Genomic DNA, 17,983 nt, shown 5'->3' on the forward strand with positions numbered 1-17,983 from the left:
ACGAGTATCTCTGACCCCAAGCTGGTCGACAAGTGGACGATATGCTCCCCTAGAGACGTTTCACCAACAGCTTCAAGTATGCGCGTGGTCCGCGCGCGGACGATCATGGATAGAACTAAGGAAATACTGACCCAGAAGCAGGCGTTGGCTGATCTGACTTTCAGCCGATACCGATGGAAGCGTCCTGGGCGACCTCGCTACCATGAGGTGCATTACTGGAAATTTCTCTCGTACGCCACAACAGCGTCTTTCCTGCCCCATGGAGAAACGTCAACTCTACAGGCACGAGAATAATTGCCACTCGAATCATGCATGAACCTGGATGGTATTACCGCGCCTGACTCCCGCGCCATCGCTCACGGCAGGCCTGTACTGAGAATCCCAACGTCTCCTAGCACACTGACCCGATGAACATTCCTGCCGCAATCAACACGACATCTGTCCTACTATACGCGTCACTTTCGGCCATCTATAAAAGCGCGCAGGTTCTTCACACTCTACCGACTAGCGGCGGCCCACCTGCATGCATCAAGGTATTCGACATAGAGTATTTGCCGGACATCGACGTCATCGTCCCGTGCTTTAACGAAAACCCCGAAACGCTGCGGGCGTGTCTCGACTCGATTGGCGCCCAGGATTACGCGGGCGCTATCAAGGTTCACGTAGTCGATGATGGATCCGCCAACCGCGATGCGTTGAACGTGGTGTATCGGGAGCACGAGCATGATCCGCGATTCAAGGTACTGCTTCTTCCACAGAATGTGGGAAAGCGTAAAGCGCAAATCGCCGCGATACGTTCTTCGACCTCAGATCTCATACTTAACGTAGATTCCGACACCACTCTGGCGCCGGACGCAGTAAAGAAACTCGTGCTGACAATGAGCGACCCATCGGTCGGTGCAGCCATGGGTCAATTGGTAGCCAGCAATCGCAGCGACACGTGGCTGACCCGCCTAATCGATATGGAATACTGGCTTGCGTGCAACGAGGAGCGCGCGGCGCAAGCTCGCTTTGGCGCCGTGATGTGCTGCTGCGGACCGTGTGCAATATACCGGCGCACAGCGCTTCTTCTGCTGCTGGACCAGTACGAAACGCAAATGTTCCGGGGCAAGCGCAGCGATTTCGGCGAAGACCGCCATCTGACAATTCTGATGCTCGCGGCGGGCTATCGGACGGAGTACGTTCGAGATGCAGTCGCCGCGACCGTGGTTCCGGATAGGCTGCGACCATACCTGCGCCAGCAACTGCGCTGGGCGCGCAGTACCTATCGCGACACGCTGCTCGCCCTTCGCCTTTTGCCTCGTCTTGACCGCTACCTAACTCTTGATGTGGTAGCGCAGAACATTGGCTCTCTGCTGCTGGCCATTTCAATGATCTCTGGCTTTCTGCAGATCGCGCTCACAGCCACTGCTCCTTGGCAGGCATGCTTCGTTATTGCTTCAATGACGATGGTCCGTTGCTCCGTTGCGGCCATTCGCGCTCGCGAGCTTCGATTTCTCGGATTTTCAGTGCACACACTCATAAATCTTTTGCTCCTGCTTCCTGTAAAGGCATACGCTCTATGTACATTGGACAACAGTGACTGGCTTTCCCGCAGTTCTGCCGTCCAAGACCGCGACGAGCACCATGTTCCCAAAAGCGAGTAATGCGTAGCATCGCGCGCGCTACGGAATCTTCCTTAAACAGTGGTCTGTATACATTTCCGGCTCCATGTCTAATGCAGCGATCACCTTCTCCAGCGTAAGGAAATCTTATGGCGGTAAGCTTGCCGTCGACGGATTGTCCTTCCGTGTAGAGCCCGGCGAGTGCTTCGGTCTGCTCGGGCCTAATGGTGCCGGCAAAAGCACTACCACGCGAATGGTGCTGGGTATGGCGCTGCCTGACGCAGGCGTGATTACCGTCCTCGGAGAACCGGTGCCAGCGCGGGCACGCCTGGCGCGGAGGCGCATTGGTGTCGTTCCGCAATTCGACAACTTGGAGCCAGGTTTTAGTGTGAGCGAGAACCTGAAACTCTTCGGGCGCTACTTTGGGATGAGCAAAGGCGAAATCGAGGCGGTCGTTCCATCCTTGCTGCACTTCGCACGTCTTGAGGACAGGGCTCACGCACGCGTCACAGAGTTATCGGGCGGGATGAAGCGCCGCCTAACCATTGCACGCGCGCTCATCAACGATCCGCAACTTATTGTCATGGACGAACCGGCAACCGGGCTAGATCCGCATGCGCGCCACCTCATCTGGGATCGTTTGCGCTGTTTACTCGCACGCGGCAAAACAATTCTTCTCACTACCCATTTCATGGAAGAGGCAGAGCGATTGTGCGATCGGCTATGTGTAATCGACGGGGGACGCAGCATTGCTGAGGGTGCACCTAATGCATTAATCCAGGAGCAGATTGGAAGTCACGTTATCGAGATATACGGCGGCAACCCACATGAACTCAAAGCGCTGCTCATGCCGTTTGCGCAGCGTACAGAGGTTAGCGGTGATGCACTCTTCTGCTACACGGCCGATCCACAACATGTATGCGCGCGACTGCGTGAGCGTAACGGTCTGCGTATTGTGCAACGTCCCGCGAACCTGGAGGACGTTTTTCTTCGGCTGACCGGACGAGAAATGAAGGATTGAATGATGCGCGAAGTGTTTTTGATTACTCTACCCGGCAACGCCTGGAACTGGCGCACAGTATGGCGGCGCAATTATCTGGCGTGGAGAAAAGCGGCACTTATCTCCCTTCTCGGCAACCTGGCTGACCCGATGATGTACTTGTTCGGTCTCGGCTTCGGCGTCGGAATAATGATAGGTCACATCGATGGCACTCCTTACATTGCATTCCTGGCGGCTGGAATGGTTGCGACAAGCGCCATGACCTCAGCGACTTTCGAAACGATTTACGCTGCCTTCGCTCGCATGCAAGTTCAGCGCATGTGGGAAGCCGTGCTCTGTACCCAACTGACAATTGGCGATGTCATTCTTGGCGAATTGGCATGGGCCGCTACAAAAGCCCTTCTCGCGGGCTCCGCCGTGATGGTAGTTGCGGCGACGCTCGGTTACGCGGCGTTTTCGAGCATCGTATCTGTGATCCCTGTCGTTTTTCTGACTGGCCTCGCTTTCGCGAGCGTGGCAATGGTACTCGTTGCGATCGCGCCGAGTTATGACTATTTCGTTTTCTACCAGACGCTTGTGCTTACGCCCATGTTGTTCCTGAGTGGTGTCGTCTTCCCTGTGGGCCAACTGCCCGGCGCGCTTCAAGACCTTGCACAGTTCCTGCCGCTTGCCCACTCCGTTGAATTGATCCGTCCGGCGATGCTTGCACGTCCGGTCGGCGGAATGGGGCTGCATCTGGGCGTGCTTTGTGTCTACACAATACTGCCGTTCTTCCTGTCTGCGACACTGGTCCGCCACCGGCTGATGTCTTGATGCCGACGGCGTTGCGCCTCAGCAGCAGTCTTGTGACAAGCGTCAGACTGGGGCTACACCCGAACCACCGCTTTCAACCTAATGAAATGCACGCCATGACCCACTTGATGCCGAAAACTCAGCCATTCGTGATTCTCGGGATGCCCAGAACCGGCACTCACTATCTGGAAGAACTGCTGAATGCTCATCCGAGCGTCTTGAGCAATGGCGAGTTGCTCAACACCTATGACACCAATTGGCCTGATACCAACCGGCTCAGGTGCAGCAATCTGGAACTTCTCGAGCTTGCCTATCTTCGCTATCCGGTCCAAAAGGGAAAGGCACACGCCACGCATATCGGTTGCAAGATCAATCAGCCGCAATTTCTGGAACGCCCAGGATTCTTTGAGGAATTGGCACGGTGGCCATGCCTGAAGGCAATGCTTGTAGTCCGCAGGAATACGCTGGAATCGCTGCGATCTCTGGTGCAAGCGAGACAAAGTGGTGAATGGCTGAAGTACGGTTCGGACAATGGATCAGCTCCGCCTCCTCAGGTCGCGTTGACCATTGAATTGTGCGAAGCCTACTTCAAAGCTGCAGACGATTTTCATCGTCAAGTCGTCGACTCTTTCGCGCCAGAGAATCTGCTTTCAATAGACTATGAAAACCTCCTCGATGATCCCGCCGGATGCATGGAAGCGGTACAGACGTACCTTGGGACTTCCATGCATCCCTGCTCTCACAGGACAGTTCTTCAAAGGCAGGAAGTACGGCCTCTGGAGCAGACCGTACTCAACTTCGACGAGTTGAAATGTCACTTCAGTGGCGGGAAGCATGAGAGATTTTTTGAAACAGCGAGAGGTGGACTTTCCTGTAATGGCAGGATCCATGTTCGCCCATGTTCATTTCCATAGAAGCAGCACCAAATCTATCCTTCAAACAAGTCTGCTATCGAAAGACTAATTTTACGATCTTGCGTTCCCTACTGGCGCAACATCCCGAACGCGAGGCTTCCACCTCCTGGGTAATCGCACGCCACTGGTTGCGCGTAGACGCAATTGAACAAGGTATCTTTCCATGTCTTCAAAGGTGCAGTGGAAACTGTGCTGGGAAAATGAGCTCCAGCTTTCCGATCATCTCGAATTGGCCCAGTTTTTTCGGACGACGTATGGCCCGACCGGACCGTTCAATGCTAAGCCGTTCGATGGCGGTCGAAGTTGGGCCGGGGCGAGGCCCGAACTCCGCGCAATTGCCTACGATTCGCAAGGTGTGGCGGCGCACATGGGTTCGTTGCGCCGCTTCATCAAGGTTGGCACAACCGATGTGCTGGTGGCGGAACTGGGTCTGTATGGAGTGCGGCCAGACCTCGAGGGGCTCGGAATTAGCCAATCCATTCGCGCGATGTATCCTGTATTGCAGGAGCTTCGCGTGCCATTCGCATTTGGCACCGTCCGCCATGCTTTGAAGAACCACTTCACGAGGTTGTGTCGACATGGAATGGGAACGATCATTCCAGGAGTTCGCGTCCGTTCAACGCTTCCCAACGTTCACCTCGATTTGCCGGCAACACGTGTTGAAGATGTACTGGCGGTGATTTTGCCAATTGATAGGGCTATGAGTGAGTGGCCGCACGGGACTGAAATCGAACGCAATGGCCCTGAGCTATGACTCGCCTGCATCTGTACCGGACATGCGGTCAGCGGCTCGATCTGTCCTGCAACGAGATTAGAACGCACACTCTCGGGTAACTAAATTGAAAACCGTAACGCATTTTGACTTGCTGCGACGGGAGTTGGACGCGGACGACCCGTGGCAACTGGACAGTAATCCGTTCGAGCATGAGCGTCATATGCACATGCTTCGATTATCCCTCTCTAAAGGCCCCGTTGCCCATGCCCTTGAGGTTGGTTGTGCGGGGGGCGCGTTCACAGAGAAATTGGCGCCATACTGTGGGCGGCTCACCGTGATGGATGTGATGCCGCAAGCGCTTGCGAGAACACGCAAGCGCTTAAATTACCCGCCGAACGTGAACTGGATCGTTGCAGACGTCCAGCACTTTTCTAGCGCAGAGCGGTTCGAACTGATCGTAGTCGCGGAGGTTTTCTACTATCTCGCCGACATCGCCGAAGTGCGAGATGCTATCCGCAATCTGGCATGCGTACTCGCGCCTGAGGGCCAGTTGATATTCGGTTCAGCACGTGACGCCAATTGTCGACGCTGGGGACATATTGCTGGTGCCGAAACGGTGCTGAAGATGCTAAACGAACGGTTCACCGAGATTGAGCGAGTCGAGTGCGTCGGCCAGTCGTCCAACGAGGATTGCCTGCTCGCACGCTTCCAGAACGCAGTGCATTTTTCCCATCAATCAGATTTACCTCGCTAGGGTGAAAGATACCATGCGCATCTGTGGCCTCAAGCTGACACACGACGGAGCGATCGCCGTTGTCGAAGATGGAAAGCTCCTTTTTTGCATCGAACAGGAGAAGCGGGACAACAATCCGAGATATCACGCTATATGGAACCTCGATGCAATTGAAACCGCATTAGCCGAGCACGGTCTACAGACAGACGACATCGACGAATTTGTGATAGACGGCTGGGACGGCGAAGTGACGTCAAAGTTCCAGGCGCTGAGCGGCCCCACCCCAATCGTCCTCGAGGGTGCCCCCTATACGGAACGAAGAAACGGCGATCTTCTGGCTTCGGTCGACGGCACTGGGCTGCTGATCGGCGGCAAGTCATATCGATACAGGAGCTACCCTCACGTGTCCGGCCATGTCGCCGCCGCATACTGCACGAGTCCATTCGCACAACTAGGGCAACCTGCGTTATGCCTAGTGTGGGATGGCGGCATGGTGCCACGGTTGTACCATGTAGGACGCGACGACGTGCGGCTCATTGACCAGCTGTTCCCCATCATCGGTCAAATGTATGCAGCGGCCGGACATCATTTCGGGCCGTACGCAAAGGCGGCGGGTGCTGAGTGGGACCTGGGAGTGGCTGGCAAGCTAATGGCGTACATCGCGCTGGGGTCAGTCGACGAAGACATCATTGATATATTTCGTCACCTTTACCTGGAACGCTTCGCAGGCGACACAGAACTCGCGCGAAACTATCGCCAGAATCTCCACCTTCCGAGTACATCGCTCGCAGCGATACGCGATTTCTTCCACGCATGCGTGCCGGACCTGCAAGCTAAACCTCCCGAAGACGTACTCGCCTCTTTCCATACTTTCCTTGAACGCCTACTCGTCCGCGAAATGGAGAAGGCCCTGCGGCAGCATTGTATTCCCGGGCCGCGCAACCTGTGCATATCCGGCGGATGCGGGCTCAATATCAAATGGAACAGTGCATTACGCACAAGTGGCTTGTTCGATGCTACCTGGATTCCGCCCTTTCCGAACGACAGCGGTTCGGCGATCGGTACCGCATGCTGCGCGATAGCCGCGAACGAGGGCTTCATGCCGTTAGAGTGGTCGGTATATAGCGGCCCCGCAATGAAAACGGGCACCCGAGTGCCCGGCTGGTCTGCGTCGCCTTGTTCCTTAGCTGAACTTGCACATATTCTCGCCGAAAATCGACCCGTCGTTTTCCTTGCCGGACGCGCCGAGCTGGGCCCACGAGCACTTGGGGCGAGAAGTATTCTCGCCGCTGCGACTTCGCCGAGCATGAAGGCTCTTCTCAACGATGTCAAGCATCGGGAATATTTCCGTCCTGTGGCACCTATATGTCTTGAAGACCGGGCGCCTGCTGTATTTCTCCCCGGCACTCCAGACCCCTACATGCTGTTCGATCATCAAACACGCGACGAATGGCGGGACAAGATACCTGCCGTCGTGCATCTCGACGGTTCTGCGCGGTTGCAGACCATTGCAAGGTCATCCGAACACCCTGTTGCGCAGCTGCTAATCGAATACGAGAAGCTCACAGGCCTTCCCTTGCTGTGCAACACCAGCGCCAACCACCTGGGACGAGGCTTTTTTCCCGATGCTGCGTCGGCGTGTGAATGGGGACGTGTCGAACACGTTTGGTGCAATGGTCTTCTATTTACCAAGACATGCAGAGACGAGATTTCGGCGTCAGTCGATGAGCCGGTCTCTTTTGGACTCGCATGACTTTGGATCTTCACCGCAATGCCGCAACAAGTGAGCGCTAGCTCATGCCCCGACCGGACCGATCTAAGTAGGCAAGTATGGCGAATGAGCCTTCCACTTCAGAGTTGTATGCGCACGGCTTCCGGGTTCCCCCGGAGGCAAGAGCACGCTTGCTTCGGCAAACGCCGGCCATTCTCTGGTTTACCGGCCTATCAGCCGCGGGAAAGTCGGCTATTGCTGACACCGTGGAGGCGCGTCTCCATACAGCTGGCCGACTCACCTACATTCTTGACGGCGACTCCGTCAGGCTCGGTCTATGCAAAGACCTTGGCTTTACCGATGCAGACCGTCACGAGAACGTACGGCGCGTCGCAGAGGTCGCAAAATTAATGGCCGACGCCGGCATCGTAGTTTTGGTATGTCTCATCTCGCCGTTCCGCCGCGATAGGGAACTCGCCCGCTCTACGGCGGGCCGCCGTAACTTCGCCGAAATCCATGTCCACGCGAGTTTAGCCGCGGCGGAAGCCCGTGACCCTAAAGGGTTGTATCGGCTGGCAAGGCGCGGCGCAATCCAGCGCTTCACCGGCATCGACTCCCCGTATGAGGCGCCGACGGATCCGGACGTCTTCATCGACACATGTTGCAAGTCCATCGACGAAGGTGCCGATATGGTCCTGAATTGGCTCCGCAGTTCAGACCGTTACCATCATTCGTGATTGCATACACGCTCGCAGCAACACCGTTGAAACTGGAGGAGTTCTGCATCCAACAATTGAGAACACCCATCGCTCGCAAGCCAGGTAGATAGATGAATGACGAGGTCCAATGCGGCTCCGGTCGTGCACGTTTGCATCCGCAATCCAGCGCGGTAGCTTTTCACTGCACAACAGGCCGGGTTGTCACGCGTGCCGCAGTAATCGCTGTAGTGTTTCCACTCCTCGGCTCGCTGGCCGGCTGCACGGTCGGCCCCGAATACCACACGCCAGCGCCACCCGCGATTCAGCATTACACAGCAACGCCTTTACCTGATCGCACGGCTTCGTCGCAGGGCGAGGCGGGTCTCGAGCAGCGGTTTGCGGCCGGCGGCGACCTGCCCGCTCAATGGTGGACGCTCTATCGCTGCGAGCCGCTCAACACGCTGATAAGCGGAGCACTTAAAAATAGCCCAACGATCGCAGCAGCCAGTGCCGCGCTACGCCAGGCCGCCGAGAATATGAGCGCACAAGCAGGCAGCGCACTCTCCCCGTCTGTCGATATCAAGCTCAACGCGATACGGGAGAAGCTGAACGGCGCGACGTTGGGGCAGCCCAACATCAACAAAATACTGACTCTATACAACACGTCGGTAAGTGTTTCGTATGATCTGGATCTGTTTGGTGCAGTTCGGCGCGAGCTCGAATCGCAGGGCGCGCAGGTCGATTTTGAGCGCTTTCAGCTGCAAGGCGCCTACCTAGCACTGTCGGCAAACATCGTGACGACTGCCGTCAAGGAAGCGTCGCTGCGTGAGCAGATCAGCGCGACCGAGAACATCGTAGCCGACGAGGAGACGCAGCTTGGCGTTTTGCGCAAGCAATTCGAATTCGGCGGTGCGGACCGGATTGCCGTGCTCTCGCAAGAGACGTTAGTCGCGCAAACACGGGCGACGCTACCGCTGCTGCGGCAGTCGCTCGATCGGACTCGACACCAGCTTGCCGTGCTTTCGGGCAGATTACCGAGCGAAGCAGGTGTGTCCGAATTCACGATGTCGATGTTCACACTACCGCAAACCTTGCCGGTCAGTCTGCCTTCCTCGCTGGTCCGGCAGCGGCCGGATATTTTGGCCGCTGATGCCGTGCTGCACCAGGCGAGCGCCGAGGTCGGTGTCGCCACGGCAAACCTCTATCCACAACTCATGCTCTCCGCGAATTACGGCCCACAGTCTTTAACGCCGGCTGGCATGCTGAAGTATGCCGACATGATCTGGAACATCGGCGCGGGACTCACGCAACCAATATTCCATGGTGGGCAATTGACCGCAAAAAAAAGAGCGGCGGAAGCCGCCTTTGACGAGGCCAACGCGCGATATCGGCAAGTCGTGCTGCTCGCATTCGAAGATGTGGCGGACACGTTGCGCGCACTCGATCACGACGCGGCTGCTCTTGCCGCCCAAACCGACGCCTGGCGCGCGGCTAGCAGTTCACTGGATGTGGCGCGCGGACAGTTTCGAGTCGGCGGAGTCAGCTATCTGTCGCTGCTCGACGCACAGCGCCAATATCAGCAGGCCGTCGTGAATCTCGCGCAGGCGCAAGCAGCTCGCTATGCAGATACAGCTGCTTTATTCCAGGCACTGGGTGGCGGTTGGTGGAATGACACGGCGTATGACGAGAAGGGGCATGCTGGGCATGCAAACGCCGGCGCCCGCTCCCAGTGACTGCTCATGACGATTGCTGCCGCCGCATACGTTTCACGGGTAGCGCGCCAAAGACGCTTGTGCCTCGTGAGTTTGCCGTGCAAGGACACTACGATGACGATGAAAAGACTAACAGGAAAACGGATGACCATCATGCTGATCTGCGTGGGCAGTCTACTCGGCACGCTGATCGGCTTCAATCTTTACAAAGCGCATATGATTAAAAAGTTCATGATGCGCGATGGCATGGCCGCCGCCACGGTCACGTCAGCTGTGGTCAGCTATCAGACTTGGCAGCCGCAGCTTTCCGCCACGGGCAGCCTACGCGCGGTGCGCGGCGTCGACGTGACGACAGAAGTCGCAGGCCTCGTGCGCGAGCTCGAATTCAGTTCCGGTGAGGAGGTGAAGGCCGGACAGGTTCTCCTGCGCCTCAACGCCGACTCTGATCGCGCACAGCTCGCATCGCTAAAAGCTGCCGCGGACCTTTCGCAAACGGTTTACACGCGCGACAAGGCACAGTATGACATACAGGCCATTTCAAAAGCCCAGTTGGATGCCGACACAGCCGAACTGAAGAGCAGACGGGCGCAAGTCGAACAGCAAGCTGCCCTCGTCGCCAAGAAAACCATTCGCGCACCTTTCGCAGGACGCGTGGGGATCACCACCGTTAATCCCGGCCAGTACATCAACCCGGGGGACGCAATTGTTACCCTGCAAGTCGTCGATCCCATTTACGTCGACTTTCACCTACCCCAGGAACAACTGGCGCAACTCGAGGCCGGACAGCACGTCTCCGTAAATACAAGCACATTTGCGAGCCTTAGCTTCGGTGGCCAAGTCCGCGCGATAAATCCGCGCGTGGACAGCACAACCCGCAACGTTCAGATCGAAGCGGTCCTGGACAACCACGAGCGCAAGCTGTTGCCCGGCATGTACGCGAACGTGAAGATAGATGTGGGTAGCGAGCAGCGCTATCTGACCTTGCCGCAAACCGCGATCGCGCACAATGCGTACGGTGCAACGGTATTCGTCATTAGACGGCGCGAGCAAAAAAACGCGCACGGTAAAACAATGCCGGTGGCGCAACAGGTATTCGTGACGCCGGGACCCACGCGCGGGGATCAGGTGGCGATCCTGAGGGGTCTCGACGAAGGCGCGCAGGTCGTCACGAGCGGTCAGCTCAAGCTACAGAACGGCACACCGCTCATCATCAATAATCGTGTGCTGCCTGCGGACAGTCCTGCTCCGACGCCTCAGGAGGAGTGAGAGGCCTCCCAATGAAATTCACCGACATTTTTCTCAACCGGCCAGTCCTCGCGTCAGTACTGAGCGTGCTGATCCTCGTACTAGGCTTGCGTTCGCTCTCCACGCTGAAGGTCAGTGAATATCCTCAAACCCAGACGGGCGTAGTCACGCTTACCACTTCCTATTACGGTGCGAGCGCCGACACAATGGCTGGGTTTATCACGCAGCCGCTAGAAGCCGCCATCGCTCAGGTGCAGGGCATTGACTACATGTCGTCGAAAAGCAGCACGGGCGTGTCGACGATCAACGCGACGCTACGCATGAATTATGATCCGAACCGCGCACTCACCGAGATCAATACACAGATAGCGTCTGTGCGTAACCAGTTGCCGCGCGAGGCCCAGCAGCCGGTGCTGACGATGCAGGTGGGCCAGACCACCGACGCGATGTATATGGGCTTCTACAGCGACGTGCTGCCGCCCAACAATGTCACCGACTATCTGCTGCGCGTTGTGAAGCCGAAGCTCGACTCCATTCAGGGCGTGCAGACCGCGGAAGTACTGGGCGGTCGCCAGTTCGCATTGCGCGCATGGCTAGATTCAACCAAGCTCGCAGCGCACAATGTCACTGCTTCTGATGTCTACACAGCACTCAACAACAATAACTACCTCGCGACACTCGGCACAACAAAAGGCCAGATGACCAGCGTCAGTCTAAACGCGCGTACCGACGTCCGTTCGGTGGAGGACTTTCAGAAACTGGCTGTCAAACAAAAGAACGGAGTGATCGTGCGTCTCGAGGACGTTGCCAATGTCGTGCTAGGCGCGGACAATTATGATTCCAGCGTCGCATTTGGCGGCAAGCGTTCTGTATTTATCGGAATTAAGGTAGCGCCTGACGCAAACGTGCTCGATGTGGCCAGACGCGTTAAATCCGTGTTTCCCGATCTGCAGAAGCAGTTCCCGACGGGGATGGCTGGTGATATCGTCTACGACGCGACAGACTTCATCAACAGCGCGATTGATGAAGTAGTGAAGACGCTCGTCGAGACGTTGCTGATTGTCACGGCCGTTATCTTCCTCTTCTTCGGTCGTTTGCGCGCCGTCATCGTACCCGTGGTCGCGATGCCGCTTTCGCTGATTGGCACGTTCTCCATGATGCAGTTGCTCGGTTACTCGATCAATCTGTTGACGTTACTCGCGATGGTGCTCGCGATTGGGCTGGTGGTCGACGATGCGATCATAGTCGTCGAGAACGTCGACCGCCACATGAATGAAGGCAAGTCTCCCATGGAAGCCGCGCTAACTGCCGCGCGCGAGCTTGGCGGCCCGATTCTGGCAATGACCGCCGTGCTGATCGCCGCATATCTGCCTATCGGCTTTCAGAGCGGCCTGACAGGCACCCTTTTCACTGAATTTGCGTTCACCCTTGCGAGCGCCGTCGCGGTGTCAGGCGTGATTGCGCTAACCCTGTCGCCGATGATGTGCTCGCGCATTTTCCAAAATGTGCACGAGTCCGGGCGTTTCGCCGTTTTCGTCAATCGACAGCTGGATCGTGTGCATGCCGGCTATGCGCGGCTCTTGCATGCGGCCCTCGACACATCTTCCGTGTTCGTCGTCATGGGAGTTATGCTGCTTTGCGGAACCGTTTATCTCTTTTCGACTTCGCAGGCAGAGCTTGCGCCGCAGGAGGACCAAGGCATCGTCCTATCGCTGATCCAGGGGCCGCCGAATGCCACAGTCCAGCAAATGCAGACATACGCCGATCAGGTGTTAGAAATGTCGAAGCGCTTGCCCGAATATGCCCAGCTGTTTCAGCTAACTGGCCTGCCAACATTGAATCAGGGCTTCGGTGGCGTTCTCTTCAAGACTTGGGACAAGCGGAAAAGAGGCGCAACCGAACTACAGCAGGAGCTCCAGCAGAGGTGGAATGGCATTGCTGGTGCTCGTGTCGCCGCGTTCCAGTTCCCGCCTTTGCCGGGCGCACAGGGTTTCCCCGTGCAATTCGTGATCAGCACGACAGAGCCCTTCGAGAATCTCGACCAGGTGACGAAAGCCGTACTCCAGAAAGCGCGTGCAAGTGGCATGTTTCTCTTTATTGATAGCGATCTAAGGATCGACAAGCCAGAAACGGTCGTCATAGTTGACCGCGACAAAATCGCGTCACTCGGCCTCACGCAAAGCGATGTAGGACAGGCGCTAGGCGCTGCACTCGGCGGTAACTACGCAAACTATTTCTCGATCGCTGGCCGCTCATACAAGGTGATTCCGCAAGTCCAGCAAATAGATCGACTGAATCCGTCACAGGTACTCGACTATTACTTGCGCACGCCGGACGGCAGCATGATTCCGGCATCGACGGTTGCGCACCTGAAGCAAGCAGTCGTCCCTGAATCGATCAATCGGTTCCAGCAACTCAATGCGGCAACGATCTCCGCTGTGATCTCACCTAGCGTCTCCCAGGGCGAAGTTCTCGACTTCCTTCGTCAGTCCACGAACGAAGCAGCTCCGGCAGGTTACAACACCGACTACGCAGGGCTATCGCGCCAGTTCATGCAAGAGTCCGGTAACTCCTCGGTCACGCTCATGTTCGCGACGATTATCGTGTTTCTTGCGCTTTCAGCGCAATTCGAAAGCTTCCGCGATGCCCTGGTCATTTTGGTGTCCGTCCCGATGGCGCTCTTCGGTGCTCTCGTCTTCATCAATGCCGGCTTTTCGACGCTCAATATCTATACGCAGATTGGACTTGTCACGCTCATGGGACTCGTCAGCAAACATGCGATTCTTGTCGTGCAGTTCGCGAACCAGCTTCAGCGCGTGGGCCGCGGCAAGCGAGAAGCCTTGGAGGAAGCGGCAGGTGCACGCTTGCGCCCGATCCTCATGACGACGGTCGCCATGGTGCTCGGCGTACTGCCCTTAGTCGTCGCCTCGGGCGCGGGCGCAGCAGGCCGCAACGCAATGGGTCTGGTGATCTTCACCGGACTATCGATCGGCACTGCGTTCACACTGTTCGTGGTACCGGCGATGTATATGTTGCTGGGTGCAAATCATCAGGGGACGCCAAAAGACCAGTCATAACCTGGTTGTCCAACTGTGCAGTAGCGATGTCTTCGTCTATTCAAAATACACACTCCCCGGCACCCGTGCGTCAGCATGATTGCCGTGCGAGGACGAGCGATGCGCTGCTTGGCATTGGATTTCGTCGAGCACGCCTAACCCACCCTTTTGCAGTTAGGGAAGCCAACGCTGGAAGGTCCACCGGTCGTGCTCCTCGAGCGCTCTTGAGCTCACAGGCAATGAGATGGACAAGAGGACGACGAAGCGTCAAACGCTTGCAATGGCACCTAGATCAAGGTGCTGGCGCCGTGACCCTCGCAAACGCGCGGGCGCGACGAGGTTTCTGACCCGATGAAAAGACCATCGTTGTCAGCGCCCTTAAGGTTGACCCAGAGCACATTGTCGGACCTCAGGTATAGCATCTCCATTTTCACACTATCGGCACAACTATCCATAGCCCGCTTCCAGATTGCTACAGACATCAATTTTACTTGCTTGATTTCGCTACAGCAGATTGCTATCGTCGATTGCATAGACATTCCGGCGCGGCATTTTCTACTGACGAGCAACACGTTATCGGAAACGAAATATAGGATCTCGCCCCGTTCTATCGAGATTCGTGCGTCACTTCCCGCCATCATCGTCTTTCGCGTCGATGCATTGCCATTACAGGAGAGGAATTCATGAAAAACTGCGTCGCATCTTCAAAAGTACCATCGACGACCGTCGATCTACTGTATGACTATGCTCCGTTTTTGGACCGGGGCGCATCTGTAGGGGCCATCGGAACTCTCTCCTCGAATATCGCAAGTCCACGCGTTGCTATTGTGGGAGCTGGCATCAGCGGCCTTCTGGCCGCGAACGAACTGATGCGAGCAGGTGTATGCGACGTCACTGTGTTTGAAGCTCGCGATCGTATTGGCGGCAGGTTGTGGTCACAGGCGTTTGATTCAGAGCACCCACATCTCATCGCCGAAATGGGCGCAATGCGGTTTCCCCCAAGTTCGACCGGTCTTTTTCATTACCTTGACCGGTATGATATTCCCACCACAGCATCGTTCCCCGATCCTGGAGTCGTTGATACGGAACTGCATTATCGCGGCGTCCGCCATATCTGGCCGGCCGGAAATCCACCGCCGCCTCTATTCAGGCGTGTACACGAAGGGTGGAGAGCTCTTTTGCAGGATGGATGCGTGATCAATGGCACAGCTCTCGTCGCGCCAGCCGAAATTACTGCCATGTTAAAATCGCAGCGCTTGAACGAAGCACGCACCGCGTGGCAAACATGGCTGGATTTATTTCGCGACAGCTCGTTCTATGCCGCCATCGTCACCATTTTCACGGGTCCTTGCCCGCCTGGAGGTACCGCTTGGGAAAGGCCGTACGACTTCGAACTGTTTGGGTCCCTTGGGATTGGCTCAGGTGGTTTTCTCCCTGTCTATCAGGCCGGATTCACTGAAATTTTGCGTCTCGTCATTAACGGTTACATGGACGATCAACGCCTCATCTCGTGCGGAATTTCAACACTGGCTGAACGCATTGCAGGCGAGAATATTTATGGCAACACCGTTTCCGAACGAGTTCGCTTCAGCGGCGTCGGTCGCATCTACAAAGAAGGTTCAGAGATCAAGATCGTGACTGACGATAACGAAATTGCGACCTTTGACCGGGTGATCGTCACCAGCAACAACAGGGCGATGCAGATGGTTCATTGCTTGACAGATGATGAAACGTTTCTCAGCCGCGACGTATCCAGAGCAGTCAGAGAAACTCATCTGACCGGATCGTCAAAACTCTTCATGCTCACCCGAGACAAGTTCTGGATAAACAAGAAACTGCCCATAACCATCCAGTCTGACAGCTTCGCACGAGGCGTATACTGCCTTGACTACGAACCTCACAACCCAGATGGTCGGGGTGTGGTTTTGCTCAGCTACACTTGGGAGGACGACGCTCATAAGTTGCTGAGCGTTTCGGACAAAAAAGAGCGATGCGAGTGCTTCGTCGACGACCTGTCAACCTTCCATCCAGAACTTGCGCGTCACCTCGTCCCTGCAGATAAGGACTATGAACGCTGCGTCCTCCATCATGACTGGCTGACCGACCCGCATTCGTCCGGCGCCTTCAAGCTCAACTACCCCGGCGAGGACGTCTATTCGCAGCGTCTTTTTTTTCAATTTCAGACGGCAAACGATCCAGCAAGCGATACAGGACTCTACTTGGCAGGATGCGGCTGTTCTTTCACCGGTGGGTGGGTTGAGGGAGCCGTGCAGACAGCGATCAACAGCGCATGCGCCGTTATACGTAGCGTCGGGGGTGATCTTTTGCCTGGCAACCCTCTTGACGATATACGCAGTGCCTACAGCTACTAATATCGCACTCCCCGACCTCCCACTTGCAAAATTTCATGCATTTTCACAACACTCTTGAATCACTTCGCGACGTCATAAGGTCTGGAGCAGTTACAGCGGAAGAGATCCGGGATCGCGCGCTGAACGCAGACGCTAACCAGACACATCTAAACTGCTTCATACGTGCTCGCAGTCCGGAGGCTCACTTCGCGAGGGCGAGGGACAATCTGCGAGGCGCGCCACTCTACGGCATTCCTTTTTCTACAAAAGACAATATTTGCGTCAAGGGACTCCCTGTAACCGCCGGGACACCGGGCATGGTAGATTGTATAGCCACACGCGACGCACTTGTGGTCAGAAAGCTCAAATCCCTCGGTGCCGTCGTCGCCGGCAAGAACAACATGCATGAACTGAGCTTTGGAATCACGTCCGTCAATCCCCATTGGGGAACCGTGGGCAATCCGGCGGCTCCGGGCCATTTGGCCGGCGGAAGCAGCGGCGGCTCCGCCGCAGCTGTGGCAGCCGGTATTGTCCCGATGGCGATCGGAACCGACACTGGCGGCTCGGTGAGGATACCCGCAGCCTTTTGCGGCATAGTCGGTTTCAGACCAACAAGTGGCCGGTGGTCTTCATCCGGGATCATTCCGGTTTCACGCACGAAGGATTCACCGGGCCTCCTGACGCGTTCGGCAAAAGACGCATTGTTTCTATACGACTTGCTGAGCTCCGATAGCCAAAGCCCGCCAAAACAAACAAATACTCGCTGTCGAATCGGTCTTCCAAGCTCCATGTGGAACGACTTGGATGATGATGTTCGGAAGCATTCCTGGCAGGCGATCAGGCGTCTCACTCGTGCAGGCTTTCAGTGCGTCGACCTCGATGACGCTGTTGTTTCAGAATTAAATAAGTTCGGCACTTTTACTATTCCAGTTTACGAATTTTTTACGGACTTTCCGCGCGCACTGCTCTCGTTTGGATGGGGAAGCAGGGTTAATGCTGTGTTCGACAACATCCATGACAAGTGCGTGAGGAGCATCATTCATCAACACCTTGACGGAAGTTTGATTTCCGCGAAAGACTATTCCGCCGCAGTGCAGAACATTAACGACTTGCGGCTACAAATGAATGCGCTGCTCAACGCTCGATGGATCGATTTTCTAGCTTATCCCACTGTCCCGCGCAGCACTCCTCACGTTAGCGATGCACAGCGTCCGGGACTGTTCGCAGACGTAATACGCAACACCGACCTCGCAAGCAATGTCGCAATGCCCTCCATTACCTTGCCTGTGGCGCCGAACGATGCATTACCCGTGGGATTGAGCCTTGATGCCGCACGTGGCCAAGACCGCCGGCTCCTTCTGATGGCGGCCGCTGTGGAGGAGATTCTTGCTTCGTAGCGTACGCGACTCTCAATCGCGCTGGCGCTGGACTTCCAAACGCTCACGCACTGCC

The 17,983-nt window shown here is 56.3% G+C and carries 13 protein-coding genes; all 13 read left to right on the top strand.

Annotated features, from left to right (window positions below):
* The first annotated feature begins 407 nt into the window (after nucleotides 1-407).
* Nucleotides 408-1,646: a chitooligosaccharide synthase NodC gene (gene nodC, locus AB3X99_RS35640; protein ID WP_083245589.1), complete on the top strand. Its 1,239-nt coding sequence runs from the start codon at nucleotides 408-410 to the stop codon at nucleotides 1,644-1,646.
* A 64-nt stretch (nucleotides 1,647-1,710) separates the two neighbouring features.
* Entirely contained in the window at nucleotides 1,711-2,625 is a 915-nt protein-coding gene (nodI, locus tag AB3X99_RS35645) for a nodulation factor ABC transporter ATP-binding protein NodI (RefSeq protein WP_368619617.1), read from the top strand.
* A complete protein-coding gene (locus AB3X99_RS35650; RefSeq protein WP_305120853.1) occupies nucleotides 2,626-3,417 on the top strand; it encodes an ABC transporter permease in 792 nt (263 codons plus the stop codon).
* A gap of 95 nt (nucleotides 3,418-3,512) precedes the next feature.
* The gene (locus tag AB3X99_RS35655; RefSeq protein WP_083245588.1) at nucleotides 3,513-4,310 is read left to right on the top strand and encodes a sulfotransferase; all 798 of its coding nucleotides are present in this window, start codon (nucleotides 3,513-3,515) and stop codon (nucleotides 4,308-4,310) included.
* Between the two features lie 163 nt (nucleotides 4,311-4,473).
* Complete coding sequence (locus tag AB3X99_RS35660) at nucleotides 4,474-5,064, top strand: NodA family N-acyltransferase (RefSeq protein ID WP_342922752.1); 591 nt, start codon at nucleotides 4,474-4,476, stop codon at nucleotides 5,062-5,064.
* An 85-nt stretch (nucleotides 5,065-5,149) separates the two neighbouring features.
* Nucleotides 5,150-5,779 carry a nodulation methyltransferase NodS gene (gene nodS, locus AB3X99_RS35665; protein ID WP_069268326.1) on the top strand — a complete coding sequence of 210 codons (630 nt, stop codon included), beginning with the start codon at nucleotides 5,150-5,152 and terminating at the stop codon, nucleotides 5,777-5,779.
* A 13-nt stretch (nucleotides 5,780-5,792) separates the two neighbouring features.
* Nucleotides 5,793-7,511: a nodulation protein NodU gene (gene nodU, locus AB3X99_RS35670; RefSeq protein WP_069268347.1), complete on the top strand. Its 1,719-nt coding sequence runs from the start codon at nucleotides 5,793-5,795 to the stop codon at nucleotides 7,509-7,511.
* A 77-nt stretch (nucleotides 7,512-7,588) separates the two neighbouring features.
* The gene (cysC, locus tag AB3X99_RS35675) at nucleotides 7,589-8,206 is read left to right on the top strand and encodes an adenylyl-sulfate kinase (RefSeq protein WP_368619618.1); all 618 of its coding nucleotides are present in this window, start codon (nucleotides 7,589-7,591) and stop codon (nucleotides 8,204-8,206) included.
* Between the two features lie 92 nt (nucleotides 8,207-8,298).
* Nucleotides 8,299-9,900, top strand: coding sequence for an efflux transporter outer membrane subunit (locus AB3X99_RS35680; RefSeq protein ID WP_368619619.1), 1,602 nt, complete (start codon nucleotides 8,299-8,301; stop codon nucleotides 9,898-9,900).
* A gap of 93 nt (nucleotides 9,901-9,993) precedes the next feature.
* Nucleotides 9,994-11,145 carry an efflux RND transporter periplasmic adaptor subunit gene (locus tag AB3X99_RS35685; RefSeq protein WP_069268323.1) on the top strand — a complete coding sequence of 384 codons (1,152 nt, stop codon included), beginning with the start codon at nucleotides 9,994-9,996 and terminating at the stop codon, nucleotides 11,143-11,145.
* 11 nt (nucleotides 11,146-11,156) lie between these two features.
* Nucleotides 11,157-14,201: an efflux RND transporter permease subunit gene (locus AB3X99_RS35690; protein WP_368619620.1), complete on the top strand. Its 3,045-nt coding sequence runs from the start codon at nucleotides 11,157-11,159 to the stop codon at nucleotides 14,199-14,201.
* A gap of 662 nt (nucleotides 14,202-14,863) precedes the next feature.
* Nucleotides 14,864-16,552 carry an NAD(P)/FAD-dependent oxidoreductase gene (locus AB3X99_RS35695; protein ID WP_368619621.1) on the top strand — a complete coding sequence of 563 codons (1,689 nt, stop codon included), beginning with the start codon at nucleotides 14,864-14,866 and terminating at the stop codon, nucleotides 16,550-16,552.
* A gap of 35 nt (nucleotides 16,553-16,587) precedes the next feature.
* Nucleotides 16,588-17,928: an amidase family protein gene (locus AB3X99_RS35700; RefSeq protein ID WP_368619622.1), complete on the top strand. Its 1,341-nt coding sequence runs from the start codon at nucleotides 16,588-16,590 to the stop codon at nucleotides 17,926-17,928.
* Nucleotides 17,929-17,983: the final 55 nt, after the last annotated feature.

The sequence above is a fragment of the Paraburkholderia sp. BR10882 genome, from assembly GCF_040948855.1.
GTDB lineage: Bacteria > Pseudomonadota > Gammaproteobacteria > Burkholderiales > Burkholderiaceae > Paraburkholderia > Paraburkholderia nodosa_A.

Bases quoted from the DNA above. Each gene is read 5' to 3' on its own strand.
- nodC (WP_083245589.1), top strand. From the start codon at position 408: ATGAACATTCCTGCCGCAATCAACACGACATCTGTCCTACTATACGCG.
- nodI (WP_368619617.1), top strand. From the start codon at position 1,711: ATGTCTAATGCAGCGATCACCTTCTCCAGCGTAAGGAAATCTTATGGC.
- AB3X99_RS35650 (WP_305120853.1), top strand. From the start codon at position 2,626: ATGATGCGCGAAGTGTTTTTGATTACTCTACCCGGCAACGCCTGGAAC.
- AB3X99_RS35655 (WP_083245588.1), top strand. From the start codon at position 3,513: ATGACCCACTTGATGCCGAAAACTCAGCCATTCGTGATTCTCGGGATG.
- AB3X99_RS35660 (WP_342922752.1), top strand. From the start codon at position 4,474: ATGTCTTCAAAGGTGCAGTGGAAACTGTGCTGGGAAAATGAGCTCCAG.
- nodU (WP_069268347.1), top strand. From the start codon at position 5,793: ATGCGCATCTGTGGCCTCAAGCTGACACACGACGGAGCGATCGCCGTT.
- cysC (WP_368619618.1), top strand. From the start codon at position 7,589: ATGGCGAATGAGCCTTCCACTTCAGAGTTGTATGCGCACGGCTTCCGG.
- AB3X99_RS35680 (WP_368619619.1), top strand. From the start codon at position 8,299: ATGAATGACGAGGTCCAATGCGGCTCCGGTCGTGCACGTTTGCATCCG.
- AB3X99_RS35685 (WP_069268323.1), top strand. From the start codon at position 9,994: ATGACGATGAAAAGACTAACAGGAAAACGGATGACCATCATGCTGATC.
- AB3X99_RS35690 (WP_368619620.1), top strand. From the start codon at position 11,157: ATGAAATTCACCGACATTTTTCTCAACCGGCCAGTCCTCGCGTCAGTA.
- AB3X99_RS35695 (WP_368619621.1), top strand. From the start codon at position 14,864: ATGAAAAACTGCGTCGCATCTTCAAAAGTACCATCGACGACCGTCGAT.
- AB3X99_RS35700 (WP_368619622.1), top strand. From the start codon at position 16,588: ATGCATTTTCACAACACTCTTGAATCACTTCGCGACGTCATAAGGTCT.